Source organism: Candidatus Omnitrophota bacterium, from assembly GCA_028715965.1.
Taxonomy (GTDB): domain Bacteria; phylum Omnitrophota; class Gorgyraeia; order Tantalellales; family Tantalellaceae; genus JAQUQS01.
Window position 1 is genome coordinate 22,221 of sequence record JAQUQS010000009.1, and the last position, 17,704, is coordinate 39,924.

Here is a 17,704-nt window from a genome sequence, read left to right on the forward strand (position 1 = left end):
CTCTGGACGGAAAGCGGACGGACCCTGTCAAATGATCAGTTTATCCTCGCTTATCCCGAGGCATTTTCTTATTGTAGCTTTGACAACGTCCACATCGAACGGTTTGGGTATATAGGCGTACGCCCCTAGCTCCTTGCATTTAGTCGCGTTATCATAATCACCATGGGCTGTCATTATTATGATCTTAATATCGCTGATCTCTTTTCTTACCCTTATAAGGAACTCAATGCCGTCCATATCCGGCATGACGAGGTCAAGAAGCACGCAATCAGGCTTCTCCTTGATCACGCGCTCAAGGGCTATCACGGAACTCGTTTCGCAGATTATCTCGTACCCCTCGTTCTCGAATACATACGCCAAGAGGTCACACACGTTCTTCTGATCATCGACCACCATGATTTTCGGCATTTTTCCCCCTTTCCATGTATATCATATACGATTCCTGTAAATAAAGCAAAAGGAAATCCATCCTTCGGCCACCCCACCCCATAGCCCGCGCCGGGGATCAGAAATATATTCATTTTACATCAAATATATATTGATTTTTAATAAATAAGGTGCTATGCTGTCCGAATGGAACCGTCTTTATTGATAAAAAAATGCCTGGAAAAAGACCAGAACGCCTGGGATCATTTCATAAAGAGCTACACCCCGATCGTAAGAAAAGGCATCATCCGGCGTCTGAAGGATTACGGGATAAGACCGGCACATGACCACGTGAACGACATAGTACAGGAGGTTTTCCTGTATCTCTGGGAAAAAGATAAATTATCGCAATTAAGGCATATTGAGGCACTCAGGTCATGGCTGTCGATAATAGCGTTCAATACCGCGTCGAACTATTGCAAAAAAGTCTTTTTCAGGGAAAGGTCAGCGCAGGCGCGTTCCCTTGAAGAACGACCGGACGGCGACCTGGGCCTGTGTCTTCTGGATATAATACCTGATCCCCGGGAATGTCCGGATCAAAAAACGGAACTCGCGGACCTGCGCGCGCGGCTCCGCGAAAAACTAAGCGATATGCCGCCGAGAACGCGGCTCGCGCTCACTTTCTCTCTTTTAGACGGCCTTTCCCAAAAGGAGATCGCCTCCATCATGAACCTTCCACGCGGCACTATCTCAGCCATGATATGCAGGGGCAGGCGTGTTCTATCGGAAAAAATATGCGATCACCCTTAAAAAAACTTGCAGCAATCCATCGCCTGCTCTTGTCTTAATATAAAAGGGGGCGCCATGCGAAATTGTCCATCAGAACAGGAACTCGGCGAATACATCGCTGGCATATACCGGAACAACAAAGCCGGGGAAAGGATAGAAACACACCTTTGTGAGTGCCAGGATTGCCGCGCCGCGGTCATAGCCGCGCATAGAACATGCCGCGAACGCGGGACACGCCGGATACTTGTAGGCGTTACGGGATATCTTAGCGGCAAAAAGTATCTATTGTCCGCCATGCTCGCTCTATTTTTTTCTTTCACTGTAAGGCGTTATTTTTTTCAATTCCTGGGCATCTCCATGATACTGTGGCTCAAGGTCATCCTGGACTCTCGAGCCGCCAGGTTCATGCTTATGGTAAAAAAGACATGTGGGGACGAACGAGATGGACATCCCCGCGGGAACACGATACGGGAGGACAATGGCACTGGAAAGGACCAATAGAAATATCGGCATGCTGGGAGAACAGATGGCCGCGCGTTTCATGAGGGCGCGCGGGTTCCGGATAATCGAACGGAATTCACGCACGCCGTTCGGGGAGATCGATATCATATGCGTAAAGAACGACCTGCTTGTGTTCGTCGAGGTAAAGACACGCATATCAGAAAAATACGGCGCGCCCGCCTTCGCGATAAACAGGTATAAGGCCAGGAAACTCGTGGAGAACTGCAGCTATTACATGGCCGCCCATAGGCATCTGCCCCGTTCCCCGCGGATAGACGTCATCACCGTTAACCTTGACCATAGAGGCGGGTTCAAGATACTACGCCATATCATAAACGCTATTCATGACACTAGGGAGGGATAAAATGCTTTCTAAGACCAGATCCGCGTGCAATACAGGCGTCGAGGCCTGCGCGGTGGACGTTGAAGTGGACATCTCAGGTGGCCTGCCCTGCTTTACAGTGGTCGGCCTGCCAGATACCGCGATAAAAGAAAGCCGCGACAGGATACGCTCAGCGATCAGGAACTCCGGATTCCATTTCCCGTCGACAAGAGTAACGGTCAACCTGTCCCCGGCAGACACCAAAAAAGAAGGGGCCGGGCTGGACCTGCCGATAGCCATCGGGGTGCTCGCCTGCGAGGATATCGTGGACGTGGCCTGTCTGGAAGGAACAGCTTTCGTCGGGGAGCTTTCCCTCAACGGCAGGTTAAAACCGTTACGCGGGGCCCTTTCGGCCGCGCTGGCGCTAAAGGACAGGTGCAAAGCCATAATACTCCCCGCGGCTAACGCCGAGGAGGCCTCGCACATAAAAGGAGTGGAGATCTATGGCGCGCGCGGTCTGAGGGAGGTCATAGACCACCTGAAAGGGCTCGACCTGATAACACCCGCGGAACCCGTACGGGAAGACGCGTCCGCCGCAAGCAATACCTATCCTGATATGCGCGACGTAAAAGGCCAGGAACATGTGAAACGCGCGCTTGAGGTCGCCGCGTCGGGTGGACATAATATACTAATGATCGGGCCACCCGGTTCCGGGAAAAGCATGCTGGCTAAAAGATTTCCCGGTATTCTCCCGGACCTTTCCCATGATGAACGTCTTGAGGCCACGAACATCCACAGTATATCGGGCCTGTTGAAAAACGGTTCCTTGATCAGGGAGCGTCCTTTCCGCTCGCCGCATCACACTATCTCTTATGCCGCGATGGTCGGTGGCGGTACCAGCCCCATGCCGGGAGAGATAACGCTCTCCCACCACGGGGTGCTCTTCCTGGATGAATTCCCGGAGTTCAGGAGGGACGTCCTTGAGACATTGCGACAACCTATGGAAACCGGTGAGGTGACCATAACACGGGTACAGAGGTCCAGCACTTATCCTTCAAGGTTCCTCCTGATAGCCGCGATGAACCCGTGTCCATGCGGATATTTTACCGACCCGCGCAAACAGTGTCACTGCAGCGCGCACCAGATACAAAAATACCTGTCCAAGATATCAGGGCCCCTTCTGGACCGTATCGACATACATGTCGAGGTCCCCCGGCTCTCCTACGAGAACCTTTCCGGACGCAGGACGGGAGAAAGCTCTACGAACATAAAAGAACGTGTACTTGCCGCGAGGAACATACAAAGTTCAAGGTTTGGACCGGAACGCGTTAACGCGAATATGGGGCCAAAAGACATTGAAACGTATTGCAAAATATCGGATGAAGCGGAGAAATTGCTCAAAACAGCTATACTTGAACTGGGCATAAGTGCACGAGCCTATCACAAGATCTTGAAAATATCTCTAACTATTGCTGATATGGATAGTTCTGATATTGTTACTACCCAGCATATTTCAGAAGCCATCGGATATAGAACACTTGACCGGGGCATATGGCATTGAACCAAGGTTAGTCCAAAAAAAAGCATGGTTTTCTAGCTTTCCTTTATGATTACATCGGGTAAACTTTAACTAGAGCAATGTGTAGTTATGCGCGTGAGATTGCGGACAAGATAAATGCGCCATAGACCTGGAGGATAAAAATGAAAAAACTCACTTTATTTATCACATTATCCATCATATCCCTCCTCTTCCTGCATTTTTCGGGCGACACATCTTCATTCGCTGACGATTGGTATGAAGCGGAAGAAGCGAGTTCCTTCGATTATACCGCGGTGGCCGGCATAAAATCCGCGTCTGCCGAAAAGAATGAAAAAACATCATCCCTTACCCCCGTGTTCTCAAAGAATGAACTGGCGGACGTTACTGCCAGCACGAACAATATGCAGGCCGTAAAAACCGAGTTCCAGACAGCAATGACATTTTCCTCCCTATCATCCGATAGCCGTATAAATACGAACGACAGTTATACCTCCCCTGACACCATACAAGGGGTTAATACCGGTTCCGATACTTTCTCGGCCATCCCGATCTCATATCAGTTCGACGAGAATGTTGTAGCCGCTGTAGGGGGCATGCCGCCACCGGATGATGATACGGATACCGGCGACCAGGGCGACGACCCCGGTCCCACTCCACCGCCAGTGGCTTCGTTCATTTGAGCTAAGGCAAGGACAAGAAAGGCATATCATGAAGATAACCGTTTCCTTATGCTTGATAGTATTTCTCGGTTTCATCTTTTTGCCTGTATTCGGCATGTACAGGATGGAGTCTTTCGCCGACGACTGGTATGAATCCGAGGAATCGACCTCTTTTGATTATGCCGCTCTTGCCGGCATCAAGAACGTCGTTGACGAACAAAAGAACAGTACGACCGCGTCCTTCACTCCCAAGGTCGCAAATAAGGGCGAACTGGATGTCGCCAGCAACAATGTCCTGTTCGAAAAAGAGGAAAGGATGGCCCTTACGGCCTCCCAGAACCTGCATACCCAGATGGAGTATGCTCAGGGGACCAAGGCCATGGGCATTTCTCCGTCATCTGACGTCAACACCGCGACCATAGCCATCAAGCTGGATCCGGGAGGCTACAACGATGGAATGGAAGGAGCGGAAGCAGGCGAAGATCCGATAGGAGTAGGTACAGGTTCCCCTCCTCCTGCCGGTATCTAACAACACGCGCGCCGGAAAGGACACGAAAAGATGAAGACTATATTTTTCATATGTCTGGCCTTATTTCTGGTGGTCATGTGCGCGAGTATCCCCGCTTCCCTTGCCGACGACTGGTATGAATCGGAAGAAGCCACCAGTTACAGCTCATTGAACGACCATATGATCGCCGCAAGCTGTGAATCCCTATCCCCTTCAAATAATAACGCCGTAAAAGCGTTCGTACCAGAAACCTTACGGGATAACAAGCAAATGGATGATCTTGTGGCCCAGGAAACAGGGAACGCCACTGAAATAGCCCGGGCATATGATGTCCCCGAGGACTCTACTATATTTGAATATTCCGGGGTGACGTCGGTCCTGGGTTGTCAAGCAGCAGAGGAGTAAAAAATGAAACTTTTACTTATATTATGTTCCTTCATGCTTATATGCTTTTCGGCCTTAGCCGACGACTGGTATGAATCGGAAGAAGCCACCAGTTATAGTTCTATGGATGATCACGTTATAACGGTAAGCCAGGAATCCGTCTCGCCAGGACAAGATAACGATATAAAGGCTTTTGTCCCCGAAACCCTACGGGATAACAAGCAAATGGATGATCTTGTGGCCCAGGAAACAGGGAACGCCTCTGACATGGCCCGGTCATATGATGTTCCCGAGGACCCTACTGTGTTCATATATTCTGGATTACCGGCGGCCCTGGGTTGTCACGCGGGTACTGATGAGGAATAAACATGAGACACATATATCTTTTATTTTGTTTTGTGCTAATAAGCTGCTTATTCTGTGCCGTTATTTCCGCCGATGACTGGTACGAAGCGGAAGAATCAACTGGCCTGGATTATCCTGTACGGGCGGGCCTTAAACATCAGGATCCCGAGAAGAACAATACCACCAGCGCGTTGTCCCCGGCTTATCCGAAAGAAGAGCTGTCTTCTATGAAGATCGATAACACTTATCTTCTTGAAGCGATCTCCGGCATAAAGACATTGTCCACTTCACCGGAAGGAACAATGATCTATTCCGAAGCGGACACTACGGGGATAGGCGACCAGACTCAGCCCGACACCTCTTCTGACGTTTTTACCACCACCCCCACTGCGCTGAAATTACCCCCTGATCCTTCTTCTGAACAGCATTGATCCACTACTGCGAACGCAATGAGCATATAACTATATTATTTTAAACATGTTAAGTTGTTAACGTTTACTTTACTAACATATATATACTATTTATGGTATTCTAGCTTTTTATTATAATAACAGATATTCGGAAAATCTTTGAAATTCATATATAGTTAGGCATACTTAAAGTGAGGCAAGAGATAAAAAGTACCGGAAATTAAGGAGAAGTCATGAAGCTGGCCACCTACATATGTGTAGCGTTATTCGCTAGCCTGCTAGTACTGCCCATACTGGGCATGACTAACATGACTTCTTACGCGGACGACTGGTATGAAGCGGAAGAAGCCAGCTGTCTGGATTTTGCGGCCGTATCAGGCATTAAGATGCAGGCGGAAAGAACAGACAAGACGGCGCAGTTCACCCCCGGAGCGGAAGTTTCCGAGGAAAAGAACGTAGGCCTGCAGACAGCGATGCTGGATCGGGAATCCATCCAGAGAACGATAGCCTTCCAATTCAGCGCGCCCGTTGTACGGATGGATGAACCCGTAGATACTGGCCACTGGTTCACTATGCCCGGAGGATGCGCCGGCGACGACACCCAGGTATGGATAGGCCCCGGGGACTCGGATCCCGTCATAACCTGCGTACCGATATGTTTCGGCGGTTTGACCCAGGTAGCTACGGATAAAGGCATAAAATATATCTCGGAGATCATGCCGGGAGAGATGGTACTCGGCAAGGATGGTTTTTCAGAGGTACTGGAAGTACAAGTCTCCGAAGGCAAACCCGAACTCGAGATAAACGGCATAAAAGCCACACCGAACCATCCGTTCATAATGGCGGACGGCGAGATAAGACCCGCCGGAGAACTCGCCCCAGGCGACATGCTGTTCAACGGTAAAATGGTCGAGAGCGTTACTCCCGTCCCGACCGAAGAGAACTCGTATAACCTTATTGTAAGAAGCGGCACCTATTATGTCGGCGACATGCTTGTCTCAAGCGCCGTCGATGACCACGCGAAATAACCGCTTCTTTACCTTACTACCCCTCTTTAATATCCCGATACATGGTACTTCTGTTCCTGCCATTGTCCTTGGACTTGTAAAGCGCTGTATCCGCCGCGCGCACGAAATCCATATACTGGTCGGTATCTATATCTTCTATGGTAGCTATCCCCGCGCTTATCGTTATCCCGACCTCGTCGCCGTTGTTGGTCTGAAATCTCGCTTCCTGTATCTTATGCCGTATACGTTCGACCGCGTTCTTAGCGTCGTCCGGCTTTATCCCGAGCATGATGACGCAGAACTCCTCACCGCCATACCTGGCTACGGTATCGGCCCCTTTTGAGTTGTATAGCATTATACGCGATACGTCCTTGAGGATCTTGTTGCCGAACTCGTGGCCATAAGTATCGTTGATGTTCTTGAAATGGTCCAGGTCGTATATTGCCAAACCCAGGTACCCGCCGGAACTCCTGGCCCTTTTCAGTTCGCGTTTAAGGCTGACCTCAAAATACCGGTACGCGTACAGTCGTGTCAGGCCATCAGTTACCGCTTCTTTCCTTAGCCACATGTTCTCGAGAGTAAGACGCACATACCTTATGGAATATATGATAACGAACACCGATATTATCACGAAAAACACACCAAAGTATTCTATTATCACGTTCCTGGCCATGAGCCATGTACTGATAGCCGAAAAGACCGCCGCCTCCAGGACAATAGCGACAAGACCCGGAAAAGCCGGCAGCCGCATGCTTACCAGGATAGCGAACAGGCCAAAAACAAGGACCGCGCAAAGATCCATCTTCCTGTCATCATGCACCATGAACTGGCCCGTAATGTAAGTAAGGGCCTCATTCGCGCCTATGAACACCCCCGGAACTATCCCCACCGGGGACTGGTATATATCGTGGAACACTTCGGAAGTGACCCCGACAAAAACTATCTTGTTCTCTATCTCGGCCTTTTCTATCTTCCCCCTCAGGACTTTCCACACGGGGATGGTCTTTATTTTTTTGTTGTCCGCGAAATAATTTATGTATACCGTGTTATCCTTGAGGATAGGCATATTTTCGACAAGACCGTCTATGCTCTGTCCGGTATATTGTGAAGCCACCTTTACGCCTATGGAATGATCTATTATCTTCCCGTTACGCGCAAGCACATAAGGCCTCATGCGCCTCACTGAATTATCCGCGTCCCTGGGCTTGTTCACAAAGCCGAACCCTGTCGCGCTGTTCGCGATAAGCTTTTCGGGCACGACATACCTGCCGTCGGCCCCGAAATACGAAGCAATATATATGTTATCCGACTCCCCGAGCACTTTCGCCAGTATGAGGTCCTGCTCCTTGTCCTCACTTTCTCCGATAAAGACAAGGTCAACGCTCATAGCAGCGGGCTTTTTCTCCGCGAGGTTCTTTATCGCTCCGGCGATCATCCCCCTGGGCCAGGGCCATCTCACGTTAAGGTCCCTCATTGATTCATCGTCGATCGACACGATGACCACATCCTCAAGGGGCGCCTCTTGCGGCCTCATATCCAGGCTGAGCTTGTAAAAGATGTCGAATAAACGCAAGTTGAACGTCCTTGCGGTCTTCATCGGGAATATGAGGTGGAAATACACAAGGGAAAGCAACACCGCCAGTGCCAGGGACCTGGGAAGAAGCCCCCTGGTCAGGTATCTATATACTACGCCTAAGCTTTTCATGAACATATTCTCTCCGTGATGGTTAAAAGCCTGATTGCTTTCTCATATTTTTTTATTATACTATATAAAAATGCAAAAAACTAATACACACCTCAAAATGTTGGCATCACGTCAGGCATTGAACTTTTGTCTATCGCTATTATTTTGCCTATCTTCTTTTCCTCTTACCTGTTTTTCCCAGAGCGATGAGGCCTCCTCCCTGAGACTTCAGGAGCAGGACAGGCAGATATCCGATGAGGAGAACCGCCAGCTGAAGGTTACCGAGAGAGCCCCCCTTGCGGGTGCCGAAAAGGATTTTGCCCTGGATTACGGCATATGGCTGATGGCGGACTATCGCCACTATAACAACATAGACAACGACAAACAGGTAGAAGACTGGATCAAGGACATATATACGGCTGACGCGCGCTTATGGGTCAACGCCATGTATTACGATATGTTCATGATATACGGCCGCCTTAAGACAACTTATATATGGAAACCTAACGTAAGTAGCGCGTACAACGGTATAGGCGACGACCTGGAAGGGCCTAAAGTGGACTCCCTGTATGGCCAGCTTTTCCTGCACAACAGGTACAATATCCCGCTTTCGGTCCGGGTAGGCAGGCAATTCCTCACGCTGGGCCGGGGCATCACCTACAGCGACATGCACGATGGCGTGGAAATGCGTTACCAGATAGGCAAAAGATTTAACGTCAAGACCTTCGTTTCGAAGACAAAAGAGTTCGACAACAATATTGATTACAGCGTACCCGGATATACTGACGAAGGCGACAGGCATTTTTTCGGGGCGGAAGCATCTTTCATCGCCGGGAACATGGTCTTCTACGCTTACACACTTGTCCAGCGGGACCTTTCCCATGAAAACCCTACCGACCACACCCAGAACTATACATACGACTCGGAATACGTCGGCATAGGTGGCCTTGGCCGGAGCGGCGACCTTTCGTACTGGTTCGAGGTGATCAAGGAATATGGTAAAAGCTATACCGACGCCGCCCAGACGAACCTGGCCAGGAAGGACATAGATGCCTGGGCATTTGATATCGGGGCTAAATATTCCATCGATGCGTATTCTCACCCCAAGGTCGACGTGGAAATGGCGTACGGCTCCGGGGACAAAGAACGTTCAAGGGTGACCAACACCAGCGGAGGCAACGTATCAGGGCGCGACACTAATTTCATGTATTTTGGCGTGTTCAACGCGGGCTATGCCCTGGCGCCAAGGCTTTCTAACATGTACATATATAAGGTCGAGGCCAGCTGTAAACCGATCGAGTTCATGCCATACATAGGCGAGAACGTGGCTGTAGGCGCGAAATATTTTCTGTATCGAAAGGATGAGAAACTCGGCGGCATATATGACGTTGACGCTACTGAATCCGATCCGGACATAGGACAGGAGTTGGATTTTTATCTGCACTGGAAGGTTTATGAGAATTTCTATTTCTCGGCTAAATACGGGATATTCTATCCGGGAGCGGCATATCCACATGGCAGGAGGACACCTTCGGAATATTTCTACGCGAGGGTCCGGATGATCGTCTGAAGGCCTATCCCTCCCTGAGTTCCAGAAGTTTTTCTCTTACCTCTTTCAGGGTATCATTATCGGGAATATCCCCCTCCAGCATTTTAGCCACATGTTCTACCACCCTGTTGCGCTTTTCCCTCTGTTCAAGAAGTTTATCCCTTAATTTGGAAAGTTTGAAGGCCAGCATCTTAAGCTCGTCCTTCCTCCTGAGAACGAGACCTCTCGAATAATCGCCCCCGATGAGCTGGTCCAGGTATTTCCCTATCCTGTATATAGGTCCCGCTATCCTGTGTGAAATGAAAACACCCAGGATAACAAAAAGCGGGGTTATGAGTAGTATGCGGAAAAGAAGCGTGATGTTGGCGTCGCGGAATATATAGAAAAGTCTGCCTCTGGGGTAGACATTGGCGAGCTTTTCCCCGAGCGTGGTCCAGGTCGTATAGTAAACTGTGTATCCGGCCACAGCCGCGCCGATGTAGAGAAAAAGCAGTATATATATTATGTATTTGAGCTGAAAGTTCAGAAGTATAATATATTTTTTTCTTTTGTTCCCCGCTCTTGGCATCGTGCCTCCAAATCTTTTATATCATCATATCGTCATTGTTGAATTTTTTCCATATGACTATGTCCCTTTTTATTTCCAGGGAAATAGCGTTGTTCTTGTGGGAATCTATCGCTTTTTCCACGTCCCGGATATCCATATATCTTGAAGACTTCCCGTCCACGGCCATGATTATATCTCCAGGCTCGATCCCCGCGTTGGCCGCCGCGCTCCCTTCTTTGACCTTCTCGATCATAAGACCTTCCATCTCGGAAAACCCCAGTTTTACTCCCAGCAGGTTCCCATAACTTTTGGTGGCCATGGAAAGATCGATCTTCAGGGGCCTTACGATCGTGATATTTATGTCCATAACGCCCGGGGTAAGGAGTTTGTCCATCACTTCGTCCGGCTCCATATATCCAATAGCTCTTCCCCACGCCGCCGAAAGTATATCTCCTTTTTTAAGTCCCGCCTTGGACGCCGGGGACCCTATTACGACCTTGTCTATCTTGAAAGATTCCCTGGCGTTCCTGATGCCGATGCCCAGCCCCTCCTCGAGCCTGCTTTCCCTGCTCTCGTCCCCGGAAGATACCGGGGAACGCAAGCCCGTCATCTCCTCATTGAGCCTGCGGACATGGTCAAGCTTCCGGCGTCTGCCGGTAAGCTGTATATATGTCCCGACATGGTTCAACGCCTCCCTGGCCTTCTTATAGTTCGGGTTGACCTCGAGCGCCTTGCTGTAATAATAATACGCTTTTTCGTATTTGCCGGCATCCTGGTAATAATCCCCTACGCTTGTGAGGTTCTGTTCTTCCAGGTCATATATAATATTATTGATATCCGAACGCATGATCTCTTTCTCGCCGTCCATCGTGGATATTACTATCCTGTCCCTGTATTCCTCTACGACAACGCCTTTTACACGTTCATTATCCGCCATGACCACGGTATCTCCATATGATACATCGGGACATATGAAAAAGCAGATGAATATAGCGGCCGCTATCCTATATGTCGAAATTTTAGTTATATGTCTCATGTTTTCCCCATACGTGAACTTTACCGCCACATACACTCCTCCACCTGAAGTTTACCTTCAGAATACGACTGATGCAAGTCGTTATATTCATTATTGAACGCCGTACCAAGATCCCTCATATCCCGTCCCGGGATCACCGCTCCGCAAGCCTTACCGGACGAGTGCCCCGCGTTATCCGCCTTCCCTCTAAGCCTTCCCCTCCCCGTTCTTATCCGCTCTACGGGACATCATCTCCTCCGCGACCATGCTCATGATAAAAAGGATAGCGCACAAGAGGACAAAGACATCCCCGTAAAGGGTATAATACGTTCTACCCTTGTAAACATACACATCGCTGGTGAGTACTCCTTCTTCATCCGTATAGTTCCCGTTACGGGAAAAGATGGATGTTACGCGGCCGTATACGTCGATAAAGCACGATATGCCGGTATTAGCCGCCCTCACTACGGGCTTCCTGTTCTCTATGGCCCGGAACACGGACGATTGCATATGCTGCATGGGGGCGGCGGTGGGCCCGAACCAGGCGTCGTTCGTCATGTTGACCAATAGATCCGCTCCTCCGGCCGCCAGGTCCCTGGCGATATACGGAAAGACGTCCTCGAAACAGATCATCACGCCTAAACGGTAGAAAGAAGTGTCCCTCAAAAGCGCCCCTTCTTCAGTGCGGTCCGTTCTTATCGTTGCCAGCGTGAATATCGTCTTTTTCCCACCCCTGGCGTATGTTCCGATAGGCTTGTCAATGACACCCCTGAGAAAACCCATGGCTTTTTCGAACGGTATATACTCCCCGAACGGCACGAGATGCGCTTTGCTGTAAATATCGCCCAATTTTCCCACCCTGCTGAAAAACCCGGCGCTGTTGTAGTATTCGCCATCCCGTTCAGTTACCATACCCGCCAGGAGAGGTATCCCGGACCTTTCGGATATTTCGGACAGGCGGCCATACGAAGCTTCGTCTTTTCCCTCGACCAGATATGGGAACGCCGTTTCCGGCCATATGATCATGTCGGGACGGTCCTTTGCCGCCTCCAGGGTAAGGATATCGTATTTTTCTATTATCTCCGACGCGCGGACCGGGTCCCATTTGAAACTCTGCGGGATATTGCCCTGAACGACCGAGACCTTGGGCCCATCCGCCGTGAATATGCCGTCTATCCTTGAAACGGAATAGACCGTGGCGCCTACGATAAAAAAGAGCGCCATGAACATATGTATCGTCTTTTTTTGCCCCCGGGTGATATAAGAATAAAGCGCTACGTTAAAAGCGACTATGATGAAAGATACGCCGTAAACCCCGGCGAAGTCGGCTATCTGGATAAGGTTTATGTTCTTCGACTGGGAATAACCAGGCATACCCCATGGGAACCCCGTGAACAGGTGCGCCCTGATATAGTCAAGGAGCACCCATACAGGCGCGAGTATCATAAGGTCGATCCCCCTTTTGAAGGCCATATACACGACAAGAGCGAAACCCGCGTTAAAGACCGCCAATGTCATAACAAGGATCACCGTACCCGGCACGGTAACATTGACCATCCAGTAGAGTACTGTCCCGTAAAAAGTGAGCCCCGATGTCCATCCCAGGAGGAACGCCGTACGGGCATTCACGCCTTTGACCGAAAAGAGAAGCGGCACGAGAAAGAGCCATGCCGTAAAAGAAAGCTCCGCGGGTGGAAAGGCCATACCCCCTACAATCCCGGATAACGCCGCCAGCATATACCTGTTAGCGGTCGAAAGTGTTCTCCACTTTATGTTCAGCACCTGCTCCCTCCACCGGATGTTTTACATTCCGCAACATTTTTTATATTTTTTCCCGCTTCCGCACGGACATGGGTCGTTACGCCCAACCTTGGGACTTTCCCTCCTGTAGGCCTCCTCACCGCTCGCCGTACGGGCTGTTCCCGGATGTCCCGGAAGCGGAGGCGGCGGTGTGCCTTCGTCCCGGATATCATTCCGCGCGTTCGAAGCGGCACCTATGGCCGAGTATTCTTTGTGCTCGAAGTTCTTTTTCCCCGTCTGGAAAACGCTTTTCTTGTACTGCTCCTCCATAGCGGATATCTTCATTATCTTCTCGGCTACCTGTTCGTCGAGTTTTATTATAAGGTCCCGGAACATCTGGAACGCCTCGTGCTGGAACTCTATAAGCGGGTCCTTCTGGGCGTACGCCCTCCAGTAGATACCTTCCCTCAGTTCGTCGATCTCCCTCAAATATTCTTTCCAGCTGGAATCGATGACCGAGAGCATCACCATTTTTTCGAGACCGCGTAACCGTTCGCTCCCGATGAACGATTCCCTGACGGAATAACTCTTTGAGGCGGCCTCTTTGACTTTTTCCACGACCTCCGCCGCGTACATACCGATGAATTCATCCGGTTTTATGAGTATCGCGTACCGGTACATCAGCGCCTTTGAAAGTTTATCCGGATCGGGTAGCGTATCCCAGCCGATAAGAAGCGATTCCAGCCCGACCTCGAGGCACTCGAAGAACTCTTCCCTTATATCCCTGTCCTCAAGGACCATACGCCTGCGCCTGTATATCACCTCTCTCTGCTGGTTCATTACGTTATCATATTTCAGGAGATGTTTCCTTACCTCGAAGTTCTGCCCCTCTACCCTTTTCTGTGCCGTACGCACCGCACGGGTCACAAGGGGGTTCTCGATAACCTCCCCTTCTTCCATCCCGAGCCGCTCCATTATGTCCTTGATCCGGTCCGACCCGAATATCCTCATGAGGTCGTCCTCGAGGGAAAGATAGAACCTGCTGGAACCCGGGTCACCCTGCCTGCCGCATCGTCCACGCAGCTGGTTGTCTATCCTCCTGGACTCATGGCGTTCGGTACCCACAACATGGAGCCCTCCGGCCTGTATGACCTTTTCCTTTTCTTCCCGGGTCTTGTGGCGGAACTCTTCCGTGAAACGTTCCATGGCCTTCTCCCTGTCGGACGGGCTGTCGTATTCTATTCTTTCCACGGCGTCATCCGCCAGGTATTCGGCGTTACCCCCGAGAAGAATGTCAGTCCCCCGGCCGGCCATGTTCGTAGCTATGGTGACCGCGCCGAACCTTCCCGCCTGGGCGATTATATGCGCTTCTTTCTCATGGTATTTGGCGTTCAATACGTTGTGTTTGACGCCCCTGGAACGCAAAAGCCGGCTGAGCTCCTCGGATTTCTCTATGGATACGGTGCCGACAAGTACCGGCCTGCCGATGCTGTTACATTCGTAGATCTCCTCGATGACGGCGTTGAATTTCTCCCTCTCGGTCTTGTATATGCGGTCCGGCATGCTGTCACGCTTGAGCGGACGGTTCGTCGGGATCTGGACGACCGGCAGCAGATATATTTTCTCGAACTCTACCTCCTCGGTCTTCGCGGTACCGGTCATGCCCGAAAGTTTGTCATACATGCGGAAATAATTCTGCAGGGTTATCGTCGCGAGCGTCTGGCTCTCCCTCTGTACTTCAACTCTTTCCTTGGCCTCTATGGCCTCGTGTATACCGTCGGAGAACCTTCTCCCGGGCATCATGCGTCCGGTAAAACTGTCCACTATGACTATCTTATTGTCGTTGATGACATAATCAACGTCCTTCTGGAAAAGGATATACGCCTTGAGGAGCTGTTTTATGCTCTCGACTATCCTCTGCTGGTTCGTATAGGCGGATATGAGCTCTGTTTCCTGTTTCACCTTTTCCTCTTCCGGCATATCCCGGTCCGAAAGTTCCGCTATCTTCGCCTCTATATCCTCTATCATGAACTCCACACCGAAACGCTCTTTCATCATTCTCTGCCCGCGCGCGCTGAACGTCGCCTCGCGCGTGCGTTCGTCGAACACGAAGAAGAGCTCTTCCAGCAATTCACTGCGTTCCTTGTCCATGATCTTACTGTCCAGTAGCGACTGCGCGCGGTCGAAAGCCTCTTTTGCCTTTTTCTCCTTGAGTATGATGTCCAGGAATTCCCTGTTCTTGGGATCGGACTTATGCACGAGGTACAGGAACTGTCCGGCCCCCTCGTTATTACCCTTGCGGTCCTCTTCCCGGAATTTTGAGATATACTCCCGGACAAGCTTACGTTGTTCCCTCACGACCTCCTCAACCACCGGACGCATATGGTCATAAGCCTCGTTGGTCTCGTCCACCGGGCCGGAGATTATAAGCGGGGTCCTGGCCTCATCAATAAGTATGCTGTCGACCTCATCGACTATGGCGAAACTTAGATGCTGCTGCACCCTCTCACTGATATCCGTGACCATATTATCTCTCAGGTAATCGAACCCGAATTCGTTATTGGTCCCGTAGACGATGTCGCACGCGTACGCCTTCTGCCTCTCGTGCGTACGCATATCATGCTGTATCACCCCTACCGAGAATCCCAGGAAATTGTATATGGGCCCCATCCATTCGCTGTCCCTTTTCGCGAGGTAGTCGTTGACCGTGACCACATGCACGCTCTCCCCGCTCAAGGCGTTAAGGCATACCGGCAGGGTGGCCACAAGCGTCTTTCCTTCTCCCGTGGTCATCTCCGCTATCTTCCCGTCATGCAGCACCATGCCTCCCGCCATCTGCACGTCGAAATGCCTCAATCCTATGGTCCGCTTTGAGGCCTCCCGCACTAGCGCGAAAACTTCCGGCAGGTGCCTGGACAGTGGCAGGTTCTTTATTTCCATGAGTTTTTTCTTGTGCTTGTTCTTTTCGGCGTCCGAGGATGACGACACCATCATCTCCCTGACCTTCTTCTCCTCCTCGGCGTTCTGGGAACGTTCCTTGATCAAGACCTCTTTTATCCCCGCCATCCTTGCCCTTATCTCGTCATCGGACATGGCCGATATCCCGGCTTCTCTGGCGTTGATATCGTTGATCACCGACGTGTATTTCCTGAGCTGCCGCTCGTTCTGCGTACCGAATATCCTTTTTATGATATTGAACATCCCTAGTCTCCCAAATGTTAATTTTTATTCTGTGCCGCCATGTACCTCAAGTAAGCTTCAGAGAACATATCTATATCGCCATCCAGGGTCCTTTCAGCGTTCGACGTCTGTTCTCCCGTCCTGTGGTCCTTGACCATCTTGTAGGGATGCAGCACATACGACCTTATCTGGCTTCCCCACTCTATTTTTTTCTTTTCGCCGTGGTGCCTCATGGCCTCATTCTCACGTTCACGGCGCTCTTTCTCATAAAGCTTCGCCTTGAGTATCTTCATGGCGGTAGCCTTGTTCTTGTGTTGCGACCTTTCCTTCTGGCATTGAACAACTATCCCCGTCGGTAGGTGTGTTATGCGCACGGCCGAATCCGTGACGTTGACATGCTGCCCACCGGCCCCGCTGGACCTGTATGTATCTATCCTGAGGTCGTTCTCGTTTATCTCCACGTTTATTTCCTTGTCTATGTCGGGAATAACGTCTATCGAGGCGAAAGAAGTATGCCTGCGCTTGTTCGAGTCGAACGGGGATATCCTGACAAGCCGGTGCACACCGGACTCCCCCTTCAGGTACCCGTACGCGAGATCCCCCTTAACAAGCATGGTAACGTTCTTGATGCCGGCTTCCTCCCCCTGGAGCTGGTCGTATATCTCAATGACATGCCCGTGGTTCTCCGCCCACCTCGTGTACATCCTGAATAGCATTGAGGCCCAGTCGCAGGATTCGGTCCCTCCCGCTCCTGAATTGATGCTGAGTATGGCGTTGCACCTGTCCAGTTCCCCGCCGAGGAGACATTTGAACTCCAAACGGTCTATCTTGCCCTTTACATCCTCGACTTCCACGTGTATGGTATTGATGGAATCCTCGTCACCGGCCTCGATCATCTCGGAAAGTTCCCGTATGGAGACGTACTGCTCCTCTATTTCCTTATATGGGCCTATAAGCGACCTTATGGCGCGGAGTTCCCTCGAAAGGGAATCCGCCCTGGGCTGGTTCTTCCAGATATCCGGATCGTTCAATTCAGTTTCAAGCTCCCTGGCTCTTTCCTCGTTGTGAGCGAGGTCAAAGATACCCCCGGAGTTCTTCAAGTTTAACATCTACCGACTTTATGGACTTCATTAATTCTTCAAGCATGGTTTACCTCCG

18 protein-coding genes are annotated in these 17,704 nt (G+C 50.6%); 11 read left to right on the forward strand and 7 right to left on the reverse strand.

Features of this window, described 5'->3' with window-relative positions; translation table 11 throughout:
* Positions 1 to 27 precede the first annotated feature (27 nt).
* A complete protein-coding gene (locus tag PHH49_05640) occupies positions 28 to 408 on the reverse strand; it encodes a response regulator (GenBank protein MDD5488425.1) in 381 nt (126 codons plus the stop codon).
* A 165-nt stretch (positions 409 to 573) separates the two neighbouring features.
* Between PHH49_05640 and PHH49_05645 the strand changes: the two genes are divergently transcribed.
* From PHH49_05645 to PHH49_05690, 10 genes are all read left to right on the forward strand, one after another.
* Positions 574 to 1,176 carry a sigma-70 family RNA polymerase sigma factor gene (locus PHH49_05645; GenBank protein MDD5488426.1) on the forward strand — a complete coding sequence of 201 codons (603 nt, stop codon included), beginning with the start codon at positions 574 to 576 and terminating at the stop codon, positions 1,174 to 1,176.
* 54 nt (positions 1,177 to 1,230) lie between these two features.
* On the forward strand, positions 1,231 to 1,656 hold the full coding sequence (locus tag PHH49_05650; GenBank protein MDD5488427.1) for a hypothetical protein: 426 nt from the start codon (positions 1,231 to 1,233) through the stop codon (positions 1,654 to 1,656).
* Complete coding sequence (locus PHH49_05655) at positions 1,634 to 2,020, forward strand: YraN family protein (protein MDD5488428.1); 387 nt, start codon at positions 1,634 to 1,636, stop codon at positions 2,018 to 2,020. Before PHH49_05650 ends, PHH49_05655 begins: the two co-directional genes overlap by 23 nt.
* A gap of 1 nt (position 2,021) precedes the next feature.
* A complete protein-coding gene (locus tag PHH49_05660; protein MDD5488429.1) occupies positions 2,022 to 3,539 on the forward strand; it encodes a YifB family Mg chelatase-like AAA ATPase in 1,518 nt (505 codons plus the stop codon).
* A 140-nt stretch (positions 3,540 to 3,679) separates the two neighbouring features.
* Complete coding sequence (locus PHH49_05665) at positions 3,680 to 4,198, forward strand: hypothetical protein (protein MDD5488430.1); 519 nt, start codon at positions 3,680 to 3,682, stop codon at positions 4,196 to 4,198.
* A 28-nt stretch (positions 4,199 to 4,226) separates the two neighbouring features.
* Entirely contained in the window at positions 4,227 to 4,706 is a 480-nt protein-coding gene (locus tag PHH49_05670; protein MDD5488431.1) for a hypothetical protein, read from the forward strand.
* A 30-nt stretch (positions 4,707 to 4,736) separates the two neighbouring features.
* The gene (locus PHH49_05675; protein ID MDD5488432.1) at positions 4,737 to 5,090 is read left to right on the forward strand and encodes a hypothetical protein; all 354 of its coding nucleotides are present in this window, start codon (positions 4,737 to 4,739) and stop codon (positions 5,088 to 5,090) included.
* A 3-nt stretch (positions 5,091 to 5,093) separates the two neighbouring features.
* Positions 5,094 to 5,435 (forward strand): hypothetical protein, encoded by a 342-nt coding sequence (locus tag PHH49_05680; protein ID MDD5488433.1) that lies wholly within the window; start codon positions 5,094 to 5,096, stop codon positions 5,433 to 5,435.
* Positions 5,436 to 5,437: 2 nt separating this feature from the next.
* The gene (locus PHH49_05685; GenBank protein MDD5488434.1) at positions 5,438 to 5,845 is read left to right on the forward strand and encodes a hypothetical protein; all 408 of its coding nucleotides are present in this window, start codon (positions 5,438 to 5,440) and stop codon (positions 5,843 to 5,845) included.
* A 212-nt stretch (positions 5,846 to 6,057) separates the two neighbouring features.
* Positions 6,058 to 6,852 carry a Hint domain-containing protein gene (locus tag PHH49_05690; GenBank protein ID MDD5488435.1) on the forward strand — a complete coding sequence of 265 codons (795 nt, stop codon included), beginning with the start codon at positions 6,058 to 6,060 and terminating at the stop codon, positions 6,850 to 6,852.
* 16 nt (positions 6,853 to 6,868) lie between these two features.
* Here PHH49_05690 and PHH49_05695 read toward each other — a convergent pair whose 3' ends face one another.
* A complete protein-coding gene (locus PHH49_05695; protein MDD5488436.1) occupies positions 6,869 to 8,542 on the reverse strand; it encodes a diguanylate cyclase in 1,674 nt (557 codons plus the stop codon).
* Positions 8,543 to 8,606: 64 nt separating this feature from the next.
* Between PHH49_05695 and PHH49_05700 the strand changes: the two genes are divergently transcribed.
* A complete protein-coding gene (locus PHH49_05700) occupies positions 8,607 to 10,085 on the forward strand; it encodes an alginate export family protein (GenBank protein MDD5488437.1) in 1,479 nt (492 codons plus the stop codon).
* 4 nt (positions 10,086 to 10,089) lie between these two features.
* Here the strand turns inward: PHH49_05700 and PHH49_05705 are convergent, their stop codons facing one another.
* The 5 genes from PHH49_05705 to prfB all read right to left on the reverse strand — a co-directional run bounded on the left by PHH49_05705 (position 10,090) and on the right by prfB (position 17,692).
* Positions 10,090 to 10,632, reverse strand: a complete 543-nt coding sequence (locus PHH49_05705; GenBank protein ID MDD5488438.1) for a hypothetical protein — start codon at positions 10,630 to 10,632, stop codon at positions 10,090 to 10,092.
* Positions 10,633 to 10,648: 16 nt separating this feature from the next.
* Positions 10,649 to 11,647, reverse strand: coding sequence for a PDZ domain-containing protein (locus PHH49_05710; GenBank protein ID MDD5488439.1), 999 nt, complete (start codon positions 11,645 to 11,647; stop codon positions 10,649 to 10,651).
* Positions 11,648 to 11,833: 186 nt separating this feature from the next.
* Positions 11,834 to 13,408 (reverse strand): apolipoprotein N-acyltransferase, encoded by a 1,575-nt coding sequence (lnt, locus tag PHH49_05715; protein ID MDD5488440.1) that lies wholly within the window; start codon positions 13,406 to 13,408, stop codon positions 11,834 to 11,836.
* A gap of 21 nt (positions 13,409 to 13,429) precedes the next feature.
* Positions 13,430 to 16,567 carry a preprotein translocase subunit SecA gene (gene secA, locus PHH49_05720; GenBank protein ID MDD5488441.1) on the reverse strand — a complete coding sequence of 1,046 codons (3,138 nt, stop codon included), beginning with the start codon at positions 16,565 to 16,567 and terminating at the stop codon, positions 13,430 to 13,432.
* A 17-nt stretch (positions 16,568 to 16,584) separates the two neighbouring features.
* Positions 16,585 to 17,692 (reverse strand): peptide chain release factor 2 gene (gene prfB / locus PHH49_05725; GenBank protein MDD5488442.1). Its coding sequence is split into 2 segments (ribosomal slippage): positions 16,585 to 17,625 and positions 17,627 to 17,692, totalling 1,107 coding nucleotides; the frame shifts between segments, so codons are not numbered across the junction.
* Positions 17,693 to 17,704 lie beyond the last annotated feature (12 nt).

What these genes read in the sequence shown, in the direction of transcription:
- PHH49_05705 (MDD5488438.1), bottom strand. Translation starts at nt 10,632, where the DNA reads ATGCCAAGAGCGGGGAACAAAAGAAAAAAATATATTATACTTCTGAAC.
- PHH49_05685 (MDD5488434.1), top strand. Translation starts at nt 5,438, where the DNA reads ATGAGACACATATATCTTTTATTTTGTTTTGTGCTAATAAGCTGCTTA.
- PHH49_05660 (MDD5488429.1), top strand. Translation starts at nt 2,022, where the DNA reads ATGCTTTCTAAGACCAGATCCGCGTGCAATACAGGCGTCGAGGCCTGC.
- PHH49_05645 (MDD5488426.1), top strand. Translation starts at nt 574, where the DNA reads ATGGAACCGTCTTTATTGATAAAAAAATGCCTGGAAAAAGACCAGAAC.
- PHH49_05700 (MDD5488437.1), top strand. Translation starts at nt 8,607, where the DNA reads ATGCAAAAAACTAATACACACCTCAAAATGTTGGCATCACGTCAGGCA.
- PHH49_05665 (MDD5488430.1), top strand. Translation starts at nt 3,680, where the DNA reads ATGAAAAAACTCACTTTATTTATCACATTATCCATCATATCCCTCCTC.
- PHH49_05695 (MDD5488436.1), bottom strand. Translation starts at nt 8,542, where the DNA reads ATGTTCATGAAAAGCTTAGGCGTAGTATATAGATACCTGACCAGGGGG.
- PHH49_05640 (MDD5488425.1), bottom strand. Translation starts at nt 408, where the DNA reads ATGCCGAAAATCATGGTGGTCGATGATCAGAAGAACGTGTGTGACCTC.
- PHH49_05690 (MDD5488435.1), top strand. Translation starts at nt 6,058, where the DNA reads ATGAAGCTGGCCACCTACATATGTGTAGCGTTATTCGCTAGCCTGCTA.
- secA (MDD5488441.1), bottom strand. Translation starts at nt 16,567, where the DNA reads ATGTTCAATATCATAAAAAGGATATTCGGTACGCAGAACGAGCGGCAG.
- PHH49_05670 (MDD5488431.1), top strand. Translation starts at nt 4,227, where the DNA reads ATGAAGATAACCGTTTCCTTATGCTTGATAGTATTTCTCGGTTTCATC.
- PHH49_05710 (MDD5488439.1), bottom strand. Translation starts at nt 11,647, where the DNA reads ATGAGACATATAACTAAAATTTCGACATATAGGATAGCGGCCGCTATA.
- PHH49_05655 (MDD5488428.1), top strand. Translation starts at nt 1,634, where the DNA reads ATGGCACTGGAAAGGACCAATAGAAATATCGGCATGCTGGGAGAACAG.
- PHH49_05675 (MDD5488432.1), top strand. Translation starts at nt 4,737, where the DNA reads ATGAAGACTATATTTTTCATATGTCTGGCCTTATTTCTGGTGGTCATG.
- PHH49_05680 (MDD5488433.1), top strand. Translation starts at nt 5,094, where the DNA reads ATGAAACTTTTACTTATATTATGTTCCTTCATGCTTATATGCTTTTCG.
- PHH49_05650 (MDD5488427.1), top strand. Translation starts at nt 1,231, where the DNA reads ATGCGAAATTGTCCATCAGAACAGGAACTCGGCGAATACATCGCTGGC.